At 37.9% G+C, this 15,782-nt stretch carries 16 protein-coding genes; 6 read left to right on the top strand and 10 right to left on the bottom strand.

Translation table 11 applies throughout. From position 1 onward, the window contains the following. Nucleotides 1–81: 81 nt before the first annotated feature. The 4 genes from F9B76_RS00455 to F9B76_RS00440 all read left to right on the top strand — a co-directional run bounded on the left by F9B76_RS00455 (nucleotide 82) and on the right by F9B76_RS00440 (nucleotide 2,024). A complete protein-coding gene (locus tag F9B76_RS00455) occupies nucleotides 82–681 on the top strand; it encodes a porin family protein (RefSeq protein WP_159990314.1) in 600 nt (199 codons plus the stop codon). Nucleotides 682–916: 235 nt separating this feature from the next. Continuing rightward, on the top strand, nucleotides 917–1,063 hold the full coding sequence (locus tag F9B76_RS10210) for a polymorphic toxin type 15 domain-containing protein (RefSeq protein WP_159990313.1): 147 nt from the start codon (nucleotides 917–919) through the stop codon (nucleotides 1,061–1,063). Between the two features lie 13 nt (nucleotides 1,064–1,076). Beyond that, on the top strand, nucleotides 1,077–1,721 hold the full coding sequence (locus tag F9B76_RS00445) for a GAD-like domain-containing protein (RefSeq protein ID WP_159990312.1): 645 nt from the start codon (nucleotides 1,077–1,079) through the stop codon (nucleotides 1,719–1,721). 30 nt (nucleotides 1,722–1,751) lie between these two features. After that, entirely contained in the window at nucleotides 1,752–2,024 is a 273-nt protein-coding gene (locus F9B76_RS00440; protein WP_159990311.1) for an RHS repeat domain-containing protein, read from the top strand. A gap of 435 nt (nucleotides 2,025–2,459) precedes the next feature. Here F9B76_RS00440 and polA read toward each other — a convergent pair whose 3' ends face one another. Further along, nucleotides 2,460–5,183 carry a DNA polymerase I gene (gene polA, locus F9B76_RS00435; RefSeq protein ID WP_159990310.1) on the bottom strand — a complete coding sequence of 908 codons (2,724 nt, stop codon included), beginning with the start codon at nucleotides 5,181–5,183 and terminating at the stop codon, nucleotides 2,460–2,462. Here polA and F9B76_RS00430 point away from each other — a divergent pair. After that, nucleotides 5,182–5,850: an LOG family protein gene (locus F9B76_RS00430; RefSeq protein ID WP_159990309.1), complete on the top strand. Its 669-nt coding sequence runs from the start codon at nucleotides 5,182–5,184 to the stop codon at nucleotides 5,848–5,850. The two genes, polA and F9B76_RS00430, sit on opposite strands and share 2 nt — an antisense overlap. Before the next feature lie 337 nt (nucleotides 5,851–6,187). Here the strand turns inward: F9B76_RS00430 and F9B76_RS00425 are convergent, their stop codons facing one another. From F9B76_RS00425 to thrS, 8 genes are all read right to left on the bottom strand, one after another. Beyond that, nucleotides 6,188–6,433, bottom strand: a complete 246-nt coding sequence (locus F9B76_RS00425) for a hypothetical protein (RefSeq protein WP_159990308.1) — start codon at nucleotides 6,431–6,433, stop codon at nucleotides 6,188–6,190. A 34-nt stretch (nucleotides 6,434–6,467) separates the two neighbouring features. After that, nucleotides 6,468–8,225 (bottom strand): phosphoenolpyruvate--protein phosphotransferase, encoded by a 1,758-nt coding sequence (gene ptsP, locus F9B76_RS00420; protein WP_243140650.1) that lies wholly within the window; start codon nucleotides 8,223–8,225, stop codon nucleotides 6,468–6,470. A 142-nt stretch (nucleotides 8,226–8,367) separates the two neighbouring features. Next, nucleotides 8,368–9,849, bottom strand: a complete 1,482-nt coding sequence (locus F9B76_RS00415; protein ID WP_159990307.1) for an aldehyde dehydrogenase — start codon at nucleotides 9,847–9,849, stop codon at nucleotides 8,368–8,370. Between the two features lie 113 nt (nucleotides 9,850–9,962). Continuing rightward, nucleotides 9,963–10,238 (bottom strand): HPr family phosphocarrier protein, encoded by a 276-nt coding sequence (locus F9B76_RS00410; RefSeq protein WP_159990306.1) that lies wholly within the window; start codon nucleotides 10,236–10,238, stop codon nucleotides 9,963–9,965. A gap of 27 nt (nucleotides 10,239–10,265) precedes the next feature. Further along, the gene (locus F9B76_RS00405) at nucleotides 10,266–10,682 is read right to left on the bottom strand and encodes a PTS sugar transporter subunit IIA (protein WP_159990305.1); all 417 of its coding nucleotides are present in this window, start codon (nucleotides 10,680–10,682) and stop codon (nucleotides 10,266–10,268) included. A 1-nt stretch (nucleotide 10,683) separates the two neighbouring features. After that, entirely contained in the window at nucleotides 10,684–11,640 is a 957-nt protein-coding gene (gene gshB / locus F9B76_RS00400) for a glutathione synthase (RefSeq protein WP_159992022.1), read from the bottom strand. A gap of 97 nt (nucleotides 11,641–11,737) precedes the next feature. Next, complete coding sequence (gene infC / locus F9B76_RS00395; RefSeq protein ID WP_159992021.1) at nucleotides 11,738–12,256, bottom strand: translation initiation factor IF-3; 519 nt, start codon at nucleotides 12,254–12,256, stop codon at nucleotides 11,738–11,740. A 30-nt stretch (nucleotides 12,257–12,286) separates the two neighbouring features. After that, nucleotides 12,287–14,218 carry a threonine--tRNA ligase gene (thrS, locus tag F9B76_RS00390; protein WP_159990304.1) on the bottom strand — a complete coding sequence of 644 codons (1,932 nt, stop codon included), beginning with the start codon at nucleotides 14,216–14,218 and terminating at the stop codon, nucleotides 12,287–12,289. A gap of 343 nt (nucleotides 14,219–14,561) precedes the next feature. Here thrS and F9B76_RS00385 point away from each other — a divergent pair, with 343 nt between their 5' ends. After that, nucleotides 14,562–15,170 carry a hypothetical protein gene (locus F9B76_RS00385; RefSeq protein ID WP_159990303.1) on the top strand — a complete coding sequence of 203 codons (609 nt, stop codon included), beginning with the start codon at nucleotides 14,562–14,564 and terminating at the stop codon, nucleotides 15,168–15,170. A 125-nt stretch (nucleotides 15,171–15,295) separates the two neighbouring features. Here F9B76_RS00385 and F9B76_RS00380 read toward each other — a convergent pair whose 3' ends face one another. Next, on the bottom strand, nucleotides 15,296–15,781 hold the full coding sequence (locus tag F9B76_RS00380; RefSeq protein WP_159990302.1) for a YajQ family cyclic di-GMP-binding protein: 486 nt from the start codon (nucleotides 15,779–15,781) through the stop codon (nucleotides 15,296–15,298). Nucleotide 15,782 lies beyond the last annotated feature (1 nt).

Below are 15,782 nucleotides of genomic sequence, written 5' to 3'. Positions count from 1 at the left end.
TATTTACTTTTGGTTAGTTTTAGAGAGAAATAATGATGAAAAAACATCTTTTAGCACTTACTTTAGTGGGTCTTATATTTAGTGGGTCTTATATCTAGTCCTACTTATGCTGCAGATACCTTTACAGGTTTTGGTCTTGGGGTTGATATTAGTTCATCTAAATACAGCACATTTGAAAGTATCAGCTTTAAACGAACAACAGGTTTAGGTTTAGTCGCTGACTATGGTTTTGATTTTGGCGGTAGTAATTTTGTAGGGATTATTGAAGCCAAAGTCAAACTCAATAAAGAAAAAATTCTAAATGATCGTTATCATCACATAGAAGATGAATACTCTTTTGTATCAGGTCATCACAAAGTGCAAGAAAAAATTCGCTTTACACTAAGCTATTTACAAGGCTATCGTGTAACAGATAATTTCCTTCCCTATGTTAAAGTGGGGTATAGTTCTGCTAAACTTAAATCAGAAGATAATTTTAAAGAAGTTGATGCACAAAGCACTACTTACGATTCAGAATATGCCTCTGGCAAAGGAAAAGGGTTACTTTACGGTATTGGTTTCAAATACGCAGCCACCAAAAATATTGAATTAGGTGCAGAGTATGCCCGTTCTAATGTTAAATTTAAGAGTGATAAATTTAAAAAGAACACCTTTAGTATCAATGCAATTTACCGTTTCTAATCCTTAAAAAGGTAGCAAATAAGGTATATTTCTACTCTTTTATATAGCAAAACCTCGTTCAACTATTTGCTGAGCGAGGTTTTATCATATCACTAAGATGTTAGAAACCAAAGAGTGGTTTATCCTTAAATGAAGCAGAGATTCAAGCTAAAAATGAAAGTAAAAAGATTATGCAGCAGTTAGATGCACTTCATAGCCCTGATATGATTGCGGGAGGAAAGGATAAGGTCAGGGTTTGGGCGATGCTAGTATCAATCGTTCTATTGGTAGCCAATGGCGAAAAAACGGGCGTTTGGATGAAATGGATGATTATGCTAAAGAAATGATGGCTAAATATGGTGAGCATGCCAAAATGAATGTGGAATTAAACCGTTGTAAATAATAGGGGTAAAAAAATGGATTATCGTACTGTGGATGAAATTGATTATTTTTTTAAGAAATTTGGAGAAATTACCTATAGTGAACCTGTAGATACCGAATTAATTGAAAAATACACAGGTATTTTGCCTGAATGGTTTATCGGTTATTGGAAAAAATATGGCTTTTTTAGTGTGATGGATGGGTTGTATTGGGCGGTGAATCCTGAGGAGTATCAGGATATATTAAAAACCTGGCTTCCCGAAGAGCAGGCGGAGAATTGTTATGTGTTAGCTCGCTCTGGTTGGGGGGAGCTAGTTGTTTGGCAACCAGAATATGGGGATAAATATGAAATTGATCCGTTAAATGGATGGGTGTTTCAAGAAAATATTAATCCATTGTTGGAGGCAGGCTATGCAAATAAAGCTGCAGAAAGCGTGTTTACAGGAGCGAAAGTCGAGCATCTTTCAGCTGACTTGTTTAAAGAGTGCGTTCAAGCTTATGGTCCTTTAAAAGAAAATGAAATGTTTACCTTTGTACCGCCTTTATTTATAGGTGGTGAAAAGATATTTAAAAATGTGAAAAAAGTCGATTTATTTATTCAAATGGATATTTTGGCACAATTAGCCGAACCGAAAATTATAGATATCAATGATTTAAGAAAAATGGCTTTTGGGCGTTGAGTGAGCTAAAGGGTGAAAACAAGCAGTGAAATGAGCCAAACCCATTACCGATATGATGGATTAAACCGCCTCACCCAACTGACAGATAGTCAAAATACGCTTTCGTTTAATTATGATAAGGTCGGTAGATTAACCGAACAACGTCAATGGCAAATGAACGACTCAGGCTTTGCTAATAGCCAAGTGATAGGCTATCACAGTATGATAAAAACGGCAATCGGCTTAAAACCCTGTTGCCTGTGCGTAAATCTTCGCTTTCAGTCAGGTTGCCTACCTGGTCGTATTGGTAATTTCTTCGGATAATTTCACCGCTTGTTGCAGCACTTTTGGAGACACTTTCAAGCGTTGCCAACTGCTGTGTTAATCTGCCCACCGGGTCACGGTTAAACAGACTGGTTAAATTCCCCTGCGTTCGGCTGATTTCTCTGTGGAGTTTGTCTCAGCTAAATTCGGTGATAAGTTGGTCGTTGTACTTTATCGCGGATAAATGACCACTGCCGTAATAGTGATAGTTTATTGCTGATTGATTCGGCAAAACGCCTTATCGTTATGACAAGTTGGGTCAAATACAGCTTGCAGGGCAAGAACGCTTTGCTTTTGACCCGGCACATAACCTTATTGAGAAAGAAACACAACGGATTGAAAACAACCAACTCACGGAATATCAATATTAGAAACTCAAGCGTTGTTTACACTATTTGCAAAATAAATTTCTAAATATTCCATAAAACAAATCACTTAATGGGCTTGCTCCCAGTTATCCCCCTCTCCTACTTCTGCCTCTAATGGCACAGCAAGTTGAGCCACTTCACTCATTAGACGAGGTAAATATTCTCTTACTCGATCAGCTTCTTCATTTTTCACCTCAAGTACCAGTTCATCGTGTACTTGCATAATCATACGGGAAGCCAGTTTTTGTTCCCTTAACCAATGCTGAACCGCCACCATCGCTTTCTTAATTAAGTCAGCTGCTGTTCCCTGCATAGGAGCATTAATTGCCGCTCGTTCTGCCGCCGCTTTACGAGGACCTTTAGCTCCTTGAATTTCAGGTAACCACAAACGGCGACCAAAAACTGTTTCAACATATCCTTGATCATGCGCTTTACTTCGTGTGCTTTCCATATATTCAGCAACACTAGGATAGCGAGAAAAATAACGATTAATATAGTTTTGTGCCGCCTCACGACTAATACCTAGATTACTCGCTAATCCAAAAGCTCCCATACCATAAATTAATCCAAAATTAATGGCTTTTGCTGCCCTGCGCTGTTCTGCACTTACTTCCTCTAAATTAACACCAAATACTTCTGCCGCTGTTGCTCGATGAATATCTTTCCCCTCAGCAAAAGCTTTTTGCAGATTAGCATCACCTGAAATATGTGCCATTACGCGTAATTCAATTTGTGAATAATCGGCTGACATAATATGGAAACCCTCTTGTGCAATAAAGGCTTTACGCACTCGCCGTCCCTCTTCCGTCCGCACAGGAATATTTTGTAAATTAGGGTCTGAAGACGATAATCGTCCCGTTACAACAGCTGCCTGTGCATAGTTTGTATGTACTCTTCCCGTACCTGAAAATATCATACGAGGTAATTTATCCGTATAAGTAGATTTCACCTTTGCTAAGCTACGATACGCCAAAATTAAAGCAGGTAGTGGGTAATCTGCTGCCAATTTTGTTAAGGTATCTTCATCGGTTGAGGGGGCACCAGAATTTGTTTTACTTAAAATCGGTAGTTTTAGTCGTTCATATAATACCTCACCTAGTTGTTTAGGCGAATTAATATTAAATGGTTGTTCTGCCAGTGTATAAATCTTTTCTTCTAGTGCCATCATGGCTTTACCTAAGTCATCTGATTGTTGTTTAAGCTCCTGCTCATCTAGCTTAACACCCACTCTTTCCATCTGGTATAACACTGACCAGACCTGCATCTCAAGCGCATAAATAGTCTTAAATCCCTCATAAGCCTCAATTTTAGGCAATAAGACCTGCGCTAATTGAAACGTAAAATCAGCATCTTCACACGCATACTGTGTCGCTTTATCCAAAGGCACTTGATCAAAGGTAATAGCACTTGCACCTTTACCACAAATTTCCTCAAAACTTAACCCTTTACGACCTAAGTAACGAGAAGCTAATTCCTCTAAGGATACTTTCTTATTAGAGGCAAGTACATATGCCATTAACATCGTATCATGCTTAACACCTCCTAAACTAATCCCCTCATTTGCTAATACATGCGCATCAAATTTTGCATTTTGTAGTATTTTTTGGGGTTTATCACTCTCTAACCACGGTTTAAGTAAGTCTAATGTTTGTGTTTTATCCAATTGTTCATCAAGTAAACCTGCACTATTATGTGCCAATGGAATATACCAAGCCTGTCCCACAGCAATAGATAAAGAAAGTCCTACTAACCGTGCTTTCATCGGCTCTAGGCTATTGGTTTCTGTATCAAATGCAACACTATCTGCCTCTTGTATTTTTGTTAAACACGTCATTAGTGCTTCTGGTGTTGTTACCATGCTATAGTGTATTTCTTTAGGAATTTCAGGTAAGGAGCCTTGACGAGCATATTCAGTTGGTATGGCATCTTTATCCCCTGATACTTCTCTTAGTAATGTTTTAAATCCAAAACGATTAAAGAGTTCTATTAATTTTTCTTGATTTTCTGCTTTGGGTACTAATTGATCAAATTGGCGATATGTTTCAGGTAGCTCACAATCTTTTTTAATCGTGATCAACTGGCGAGTTAATGCAAACTGAGGGATAGCTTGGCGGAAATTTTCACCAATTTTTCCTGTTAATTTATCGGCTTGCTGAATAAGATTATCCACACTACCATATTGTTCAAGCCATTTAGCCGCTGTTTTTTCACCAACCTTTTCAACACCGGGAACATTATCTACTTTATCTCCAACAAGCATTAGAAAATCAATGATTTGTTCAGGATATACACCAAATTTATGTTTTACTCCCTCTCGGTCTAAACGTTCATCCGTCATGGTATTAATAAGACTAATATGCTCATTGACTAATTGAGCAATATCCTTATCACCTGTCGAAATAATCGTTTTGACATCATTTTGTCTTGCTATTTCTGCTAAAGTAGCAATGATGTCATCTGCTTCTACCCCTTCTTGTGCAATGAGCGTCCAACCTAATGCTTCAATTGTTTCATAGATTGGTGCGATTTGTACACGTAAGTCATCTGGCATAGGCGGTCGCTGTGCTTTATAATCAGGGTAGAGTTCATCTCTAAATGTTTTACCGGGTGCATCAAAAATGCAGACCATATAATCAGGATTAAACTCTTGACTAATTTTACGCATCATCTTAACCATACCATAGATTGCCCCTGTTGGCTCTCCTGATTGGTTACGTAAATTAGGCATCGCATAATATGAGCGATATAAATAACTGGAACCATCGACTAATAATAAGGTTTTATTTTTCATGATTGATTTAAGAGCATCTACTATTCAAGGACAAATTAAAGAAATTTCACAAGAGCTTTCTACAGCGGCAGCCGCACTACATGAGGTATCCAATGCCGTTAGTATTTTTGGCAGTGCCAGAACAAAACCCGACAGCCTCTATTACACTAAAGCAATAGAAATTAGTAAAAAATTAGCTGAAGCAGGTTTTAGTATTATAACAGGTGGTGGCCCAGGGATTATGGAAGCAGCTAATAAGGGCTGCCACGAAGCAGGCGGTACAAGTATAGGATTAAATATTAATCTTCCCTTTGAAACTCAAAATAATCCCTACCTATCTCATAGTTTATATTTTAACTATTTTACTTCGCGTAAAACAACTTTCTTTATGAATAGTTGGGCATATATTATTATGCCCGGTGGATTTGGGACTTTAGATGAATTATTTGAAGCATTAACTTTAATTCAAACGGGTAAAGCCCATAAAGCACCTGTTATTTTTGTAGGTAAAGCATTTTGGCAAGGTTTATTAGATTTTATTAATCAAAGTCTTGTTAGTCATCAGTATATTTCTCCTCAAGATAGGGGTTTATACTCTATTACAGATGATCCTACAGAAGTTATTGATATTGTTGTTCAATCTTATGAGCAAAATAAAACACAGCCTCACTCTATAGGTCTTTACTAATTACAGAATACTAGTTAGATAACTACTTCTTTCATTTTTTGGAAGAAGTAGTTTATATTGATATTCCCTATTCGCAAGAAAATAATTTGCTAAATACAAGATAAATGACAAGAAATTAATAGATTTATAAACCAATTAGTCACTCATTTTACTATTTAGTATCAGTAAGGGATTTATATTATTTCTCTACAAATTCCTATTATATTTTTGTTATGTTAAATATTAAGTATTTTATAGTAATAAATATTGATACTTAGTCATTACTCAATAGAGCAATTATTCATCATCCATAGAAAACCATTAATAATAAAATACATTTTACCAGCAAAATATAGCCCTATTTCTTTTCTTCTGCTTTTTTAGGTGGGCGACATTGTAAGCCTACATAGGAGCTTTTTTCCACTTGTTCGATTATCTCTCCCTTTTGCTCCTGTAAACATTGTGTTTTAAATTGTGCCAACAGATGCGTACATTCTATCCCCTGACAACTTTGCATATAATGCACATCATCCTCCTCATAGAGAATAAATGAACAAGCACTGAATAATACACTACCTATTACAAGCAATAACCGTTTTTGCATAAGACATATACCCCTACTATTTATCCCAAATCCCTTATACTGCCGCATTAACCATATTTAAATTAATCGCTTCACCATAGTTTAAAGTAGCCGCTACTTTGGTTTTTAACGTATTGGTATGCGAATGACGAACAATTTGTTTAACATCAGGAATATGTTGGGGGTGCATCGAAAAACTCTTTAAACCTAAACCAAGTAATAATCTTGTATAGTCAACATCACCTGCCATTTCACCACAGACACAAACCATCTTCCCAGCCCTATCACCAGCTTGAATGGTATTATGAATAAGACGAATCACAGCAGGATGGACAGCATCATAAAGATTAACCACTTCATCATCTACCCTATCGACTGCTAAGGTATATTGAATCAAATCATTTGTTCCAATAGATACAAAATCTAATTCTTTCAAGAAAGGCTCTATCGCAATAGCAATGGCAGGAATTTCTACCATTGCTCCTAACTCAATTTTTTCACCAATAGAATAACCCTCTGCAACTAACTCTTGGCGAGCTTGTAGTAAATAACGCTTAACCTCTGTTACCTCATGCAAATGTGAAATCATAGGTACAAGAATGCGTAAGTAACCATGCGCTGAAGCACGCAACATTGCCCTTAATTGGGTCATAAACATATCTGGATTAGCTAAACAATAACGAACCGCCCGTAATCCTAACGCAGGGTTTACCGCTACAGTTGCTTCATTATTCAATGTTTTATCTGAGCCTATATCAAGTGTCCGAATGGTTACAGGCTTATCACCCATTATTTTTAAAACAGAAGAATAGGCCTCATATTGTTCTTCTTCACTCGGTAGCGAATCTCTGTTCATAAATAAAAACTCACTACGGTATAAGCCAATACCTGCCGCCCCCATTTCAATAGCCATTTTGGCTTCTTCAGGGGATTCAATATTAGCCTCTATATCAATAGCAATACCATCTAATGTAATGGCTGGTTCATCTTTATGGCGTAATATAAACTCACGTTCTGCTTCTTGCTGACGTTGTTTAGAACGGTATTGTTCAACCACTAAAGGAGATGGATTAATCAGTACAAGACCCGCTTCACCATCCACAATTAAGAGTTCATGGTCGTTCACCATAGAACGTACATTTTTCATACCAACAACCGCAGGGACATTCATACTTCTAGCAACAATAGCCGTGTGCGAAGTAGGACCACCTGCATCTGTAATAAAGGCTGCAAAATGCTTTTCTCTTAATTTAAGCATATCCGCAGGGGATATATCGTGTGCTACCACAACATACGGTAAGTCATCCTCATTATGTGTTGGTAAATTCTGAATATCAAAACTTTTAACTCCTGATAAAACGGATAATACTCGTTCGATGACTTGATTCACATCACTGGCACGTTCCCGTAAATACTCATCTTCCATTTGAGCAAACTGATCTGATAACATTTGCCCTTGAGTCGAAATCGCCCACTCTGCATTATAACGACGTACTCTAATAATATTTTTTGTTTCACTGGCTAATAAAGGATCTGCTACCAGCAAGCTATGCACCGTTAGTAAGGGGGCTAACTCTATCGGTGCATCGTCAGGGAGATTATTTTTAATATAGTCTAAGTCTTCGGCAACTGTTTGTAAGGCATGCTCTAAACGATGACATTCATATTCAATATCTTCAGCAGAAACAAGGTGATGATTAACTTCTAATAATGCTGCCCCCATTACTAGTGCACGACCTATGGCAATTCCTTTGGCGACACCTTTTCCATGTAAAGCAACCATTCCTGTATTTTCTACCGCATTATACTGCATTACCTAACCTATACTGACTAAAATTGATACTAAAAAATACTAACTTAAAAAATGGTTTTCAGTATAACATTAACTGATAGGTAAAATTGATAAGAAGCATAAAAGCAGTACCTATAACTTTTATACTACACCCTCTTTTCTTTTAGGATTCAACAAACCAAATCGTTTTTGTTTGAAGATATTGCTCAAGTGCTTCTATTCCTTTATCTCTACCCCCAAAACCAGATTGCTTATATCCACCAAAAGGAGTTGCAATACTTCCCTCAGAAAAACCATTAACAGCCACTGTACCTGCTTTGAGTTGTCGGGCAACACGGTGTGCTCGATGAATATTACTGGTATAAAAATAAGCCGCTAAACCATAATCTGATTGATTAGCTAAGGCTATTGCTTGTTCTTCAGTTGTAAAACTTGTTACTGCTAAAATAGGGCCAAAGACCTCCTCTTTAAAAAGCGTCATATCTGCCGTAACCTCATCAAAAACCGTCGGTTCAATATACCAGCCACTCCCCATATGAGACAAAGCATTTCCACCTATCACACACTTAGCCCCTTCTTTTTCTGCCATTAGCATATAGTGCATTACTTTATCAAAATGTACTTTTTCTACTAAAGGACCTAAATTATTTTCAGGTAAACGAGGATCTCCTATTTTCCATTGTTGTAGCCCTTGTTTGAGCTTTTCTAGTAATAACGGTTTAATACGAGTATCTACAATCAGACGAGATCCACAGCTACAATTCTCACTCATATTCCAAAAAGCAGCTGCAAGTATAGAAGGAACAGCCTTATCTATATCCGCATCTTCAAACACAATTTGGGGACTTTTACCACCACACTCCAATACAATTTCTTTTAGGTTACTTTTAGCCGAATATTCTAAAAAATAACGTCCTACTTCTGTAGAACCTGTAAATGCCACCATATCCACATCATGGTGTAAACCAAGTGCTTTACCTACTTTTTCTCCAAGACCACAAACAAGTGTTAATGCTCCTTCTGGGATACCTGCCTCATGTGCTAGCTGTACTAAACGGTAAGCACTTAATGAGGTCTGTTCAGCTGGTTTAACAATAACTGAATTACCTGCTGCTAATGCTGGTAATACTTTCCATGCAAACATCTGAGCAGGAAAATTCCATGGTAATACCGCACCAACCACACCAATTGGTTCATATACAATTAATCCTAAAGCATTACTATCTGTAGGAACTACTTTACCAAAATGCTTATCAATACATTCTGCATAAAAGTAAAATGTTTCCAATGTCGCAGGCATGTCAATCGTTAAACATTCTGTAATAGGTTTACCTGCATCAATACAGTCTAACGCAGCAATTTCCTCCGAATGCTGTTTAACAAGTGAAGCCCACCGTAAAATAACTTCCCGGCGATGACTAGGTGAGGATTGTGACCACTCCCCTTTATCAAAACAATCCCTTGCTGCTTTAACAGCAACATCAATATCCACCTCATTACCATCAGCCATATAACCAATCAAGGTATTATCAATCTGGGTACGATTTTCCAGTTGATGATGAGTAGAAGGATGCTGTGGAATAAGATGACCTGCCCATAACTTCGCTTGACGGGCGGCTTCAAAAACTTGCTCTACTGTTTTCATACGATAATATCCTTATTAAATGGTTTTTCCTCTCAATAAAAATGGCATATTAAACAATATGCCACCTTTATTATTACAACTTATACGCAAAATAATACCTGATAAACCCTTTATTAATCAGGCTCACCAAATCGGTCATCAAATAATGCTTTAATCGCTTTTAAGGCTTCTTCTGCATCTTCTCCCTCAGCGTCCACTGTCACAGTCATTCCTTTCCCTGCTGCGAGCAACATAACACCCATAATACTTTTTGCATTAACACGTTGTTGCTGTTGCGACTTAGAAATAAAAATTTCACTGCTAAAGCTAGACGCTAACTGCGTCAATTTTGACGCTGCTCGTGCGTGCAAACCTAAACGATTACTAATTTCAATATCTACTGAAGGCATAAAGCCACCTCAAAAACTTACTAAATACTATGATGATTGACAAGTACAATCAATCGATTTCATTCCTTTTTGCCCACCCTCAAGAATTTTGGCTTCTAACGCATCCAAAGGCAAGCTTCTATAACAGACGGCATTAAGCAACATACAGACATTAGTACCGCTAAAAAACTCACTATTAATACCTTGTTGATTTAATAATTGAGCGACTTTGACACCAATATTGGCAGGTGTCGATCCCACTAAATCTCCCAGTACTAGCACCTGATCTACTGCTTCATATTGTTGTATATCCTGCATAATGTTTGTCTGAATTTCTTCTGGAGCATCATCAGGTTTAATGTCATACACCATTATTTCTTTTGCTGCCTCAAAAACATGCATTGCTACCTCTTTTAAGGCGGATGCTAATGGTGTATGTGCAATAACAATAATTAATGTGTTCATCTTAAACACCAAGTACTTTTTCAAGTTGCTCAACAAAAAAGTTGGCTACATGAAAATCAGTCTGTTCAGTAATTTCTACAAAACACGTAGGGCTTGTTACATTAACCTCTGTTAAATAATCACCAATCACATCTAAACCCACCAGAAAGAGTCCTCGCTCTCTCAATTGTGGTGCTAAAGTGTTGGCAATTTCCCAGTCTCTTTCACTTAAAGGCTGCGCCACTCCGCGTCCACCTGCTGCCAAATTACCGCGTGTTTCACCGGCTAATGGAATACGAGCTAAACAATAGGGAATAGGCTGACCATTAATGACTAAAATTCGCTTATCCCCTTTGACAATATCAGGAATATAGCGTTGTGCCATAATTGTCTGTTGCCCATTGCGTGATAACAGCTCCAAGATAGAGCCTAAATTGGGTTCTTTCGGCTGAAGACGAAAAATACCCGAACCACCCATACCATCTAATGGTTTCACAACAACATCCTGATGCTCCTGATGGAATGCACGGATACGTTTCATATCACGGGTAACCAAAGTAGGCGAAGTAAATTGAGCAAACTCGGTAATTGTCAGTTTTTCAGAATGCGTTAGGATAGCATCCCCTTTATTAAAGACTTTTGCACCAAATTTCTCAGCATAGGCTAATAGATGACAAGTATAAGCATACTCCATATCAAAGGGCGGATCTTTACGCATAAGTACCGCATCAAAATCGGCTAAGTTACGCTCTATTGATTCCCCACTATATTGCCACCAGTCATGCTGTGTTAAGTCTGCTCCATCACGTACTTGAATCGCTTGTACCGTAGCAAATACCTGATTACGGATATATAAATGTTGTGGTTCAGTAATAAAAAGCTGATGTCCTCTTGCTTGAAGGGCATACATCATTGCCACAGAGCTATCCTTATAGGCTTTTAATGAAGCAATAGGATCAATAATAAACAGGACGTTAATAATAACTCTCCTTATTAGAAAAGGACAAACAACAATAGGGTAGTCTTATACTACCCATTGTTTCTACTTGATAGAATAACACAGAGAAAAGACAAATTTATTTCTTTTTCGGTGCAACAACCATCACCATTTGACGGCCTTCCAACTTAGGCATAGCTTCAACAGAAACTAAATCACCTAGGTCTTCTCGCACTCGCTCCAACACTTTCATACCAAGCTCTTGGTGTGCCATTTCACGACCGCGGAAACGCAATGTGACTTTGGCTTTGTCACCATCTTCAATAAAACGTTTCAAGCTACGTAATTTGACTTGATAATCACCCTCATCCGTACCAGGACGGAATTTAATTTCCTTCACTTGAACAACTTTTTGTTTTGCTTTCGCCTCTTGTAAGCGTTTTTGCTCTTGATAACGGAATTTACCGTAATCCATTAAACGACATACTGGAGGCGAGGCATTAGGGGCAATCTCAACTAAATCAGTTTCTGCCTCTTCTGCCTTGCTCAAGGCTTCTTTAATTGATACAACACCTAACTGTTCGCCATCAAGACCAATTAAGCGAACTTCTGGACTACGAATTTCACCATTAATGTGGTGTGTTTTTTCGGTTGCGATGGTAATAACTCCTAAAAATAATAATAAAGATTACGCTTGTACATCAATACGTTGTTGAACATCATTGTCCAAGCGTGCGATAAAATCTTCAACTGTTAGTACACCTAAGTCAATATTACCGCGGGCACGGACAGCCACTGAATGGGTATCACGCTCTTTTTCACCCACGACAAGAATATAGGGTACTTTTTGCATACTGTTTTCACGAATTTTACGTGTAATTTTCTCATTTCGTAAATCCGCATTTACTCTAAAGCCTTTGGCTCTTAATTGTTCACAAATACGTTGTGCATACTCATTAAATTGCTCCGAAATGGGGCAAATCACCGCTTGATCGGGTGATAACCATGGCGGCATAGCACCTGCATAGTTTTCAATCAGCATACCAATAAAGCGTTCAAGAGAACCTAAAATAGCACGGTGTAACATAACAGGGGTTTTACGCTGATCATCCGCATCAACATACTCTGCCCCTAAACGTGCTGGCATTGAGAAGTCCACCTGAATTGTACCGCATTGCCAATGACGACCAATAGCATCTTTCAGTGTGTATTCAATCTTAGGCCCGTAGAACGCTCCCTCTCCAACAGAGATTTCATATTCACAGCCCGATTGACGTAAACTTTCCATCAATGCTTCTTCCGCTTTATCCCAAATTTCATCAGAACCAATACGTTTCTCTGGTCGAGTAGCTACTTTATATAATACTTCGGTAAAACCAAATTCTTTATAGACTTTTTGCAATAACGCTGTAAAATCAGCACATTCTTTGAGTAACTGATCTTCTGTACAGAAAATATGACCATCATCTTGTGTAAAACCGCGGACACGCATCATACCATGTAGCGATCCAGATGGTTCATTACGATGGCATTGACCAAACTCACCATAACGAATCGGTAATTCACGGTAAGAATGTAATCCTGCATTATAAATCTGCACATGACCAGGACAGTTCATTGGTTTTAAACCATATTCCCTGCTTTCTGATTCTGTGGTAAACATATTTTCTTTGTAATTATCCCAGTGACCTGTTTTTTTCCACAAACTTAAATCTAAAATCTGAGGCGCTTTGACTTCTTGGTAGCCATTATCAATGTACACTTTACGCATAAATTGCTCGACTTGTTGCCAAATTCGCCAACCTTTAGGATGCCAGAAAATAAGGCCAGGGGCTTCGTCTTGGAAATGGAACAAATCCAAATCACGACCTAGTTTACGGTGATCACGACGCTCTGCTTCTTCTAGCATAGTGAGATACGCTTGTTGTTCTTCTTTGGTTGCCCACGCTGTACCATAAATGCGTTGAAGCATTTCATTCTTGGAATCACCACGCCAATAAGCACCAGCAACCTTCATCAGTTTAAATACTTTAAGTTTGCCAGTAGAGGGTACATGAGGCCCTCGACAGAGGTCAATAAAATCACCTTCACGGTATAGACTAATTGTCTCATTTGAAGGGATAGATGCGATAATCTCTGCTTTATAGTGTTCGCCTTGATCTTTAAAGAACTTCACCGCATCATCACGCAACCACTCTTCACGTACAACGACTTCATCTTTTTTCGCCAATTCAGCCATTTTTTTCTCAATTTTTTCTAAATCTTCTGGTGTAAATGGGCGTTTATAAGAAAAGTCATAGTAAAAGCCGTTTTCAATCACTGGCCCAATCGTTACTTGTGCATCAGGGAATAAGGTTTTAACGGCATAAGCTAATAAGTGAGCTGTTGAGTGACGAATTAAATCTAATCCCTCTGGATCTTTAGCTGTTACGATGGCTAAATCGACATCTTTATCGATTAAATAACTTGTATCCACTAATTTTGTTTCACCCGTCGTACCAATCTTGCCTGCCAAAGCAGCTTTGCCCAAGCTAGGGGCGATAGAATGAGCAACATCAGCAACAGTAAGTGCGTGTTCAAACGCTCGTTTTGAACCATCGGGTAAAGTAATTTGAATCATGGATAAATAAACCTTAAAAATAAAAAACGCGACACACCCCTAGGCAGCCGCGTTACCAGTAAAGACCATTGGAGTAGAAACAATGCACGAGCGACCATAAAATCAATGTAAGTCAGGCGTCATTCGTGTTGTCAAATAACTCATATATTATGGTCTCTCATATTAAACATACCTTAAATTTTAGCAGTTTTCCTAATAATATTCACGAGTTAGCATATGTTTATAGATAAAAAATAAATTATTTCTTACCTTTTGTGGTATCAGGCTCACACATCTTATGTATTTTCCTACAGATAACTTTACAATAATACCTATAATGATTTTATTCAAAGGAATATTGACTATGGCAAAAAAAGCCGTGAATCTTGTTTTACTTATTATTTCTATTGGTATTATTCTCTTTATTATCAATGCATTTTATCGTGTTTTCACCAAAGAACCTACACTCCCTGATGAATATAATACCTCATCCGTCAATGAGTCAGCTACCCAATCAACAGTAAGTGGTACGATTACGTCACCTAACTCACCAACAGATACTACTAATACCGCCACAGAAACAACACAAACAGAAGAGGAATCAACACAAGAATCTTCTATTAACACTGAAACACCTTCTGCCGTAGAAACTTCTGAGACAACCTCTCTTAATAGTGATGAGGAAGAATTAGAAGAAGAGCCAGGTAAACTACTACAAGAGCAACCCTTATTGCGTAACGCATTACCACCTGTGCCTATGGCTCCTCCAGCCGCTACATCACCAGAAGAATCTACTGTACTATCAGCAGAAACACTACCTCTAAATGAGAATATCTCTACATTAAGTGAATTTCCAGCACCTATTCAAGATACATCTACCCCACAGTTTCCTGATCCTATCTCATCAGGTAGCACATCATTTCCAGCCCCTATCAACTCAGATAGTAATTCAACCTTTCCTGACCCACAATGATAATAAAAAAGTACCTCTTTTAGGGGTACTTTTTTCAGTTTACCTATACTATACAACGGTATTATCTAGCTATGTATAGTGTATTTTCTCATATCAGGATTCATTACCTCATCTTAATTAATAATTTAATCACGAAAATTATTAAAACTTAATGGGGCATCGCTGACTTCTTTCTTTAGAATGGCAATAACTTCTTGTAGTGTATCACGCTTACTACCGCTAACACGTACACTATCGCCTTGAATACTCGCTTGTACTTTTAGTTTACTGTCTTTAATTTGCTTCACAATACGTTTAGCCAATTCACCAGAAACCCCTTTTCGGATAGTGGCATATTGCTTTAATTTATCACCAGAGATTTTTTCTTGCTTTCCATATTCCAAAAAGCGTAAATCAACATTACGTTTAGCTAGTTTTGCAATCAATACATCTTTAACCTGATTGACCTTAAATTCATTTTCAGCAAATAAGGTAAGTTCTAGCTCTTTCTGCTCAATACGGGCATCCGATCCTTTAAAATCAAAGCGTGTTGCAATCTCTTTATTTGCTTGTTCTACGGCATTCCGTACTTCTACCATATCGGCTTCACTCACAACATCAAATGATGGCATA

The sequence above is a fragment of the Pelistega ratti genome, from assembly GCF_009833965.1.
GTDB classification, from domain to species: Bacteria; Pseudomonadota; Gammaproteobacteria; order Burkholderiales; family Burkholderiaceae_B; genus Taylorella; species Taylorella ratti.
The sequence above is the reverse complement of the archived record's forward strand: the minus strand, read 5'-3'. Positions and strand labels throughout refer to the sequence as shown.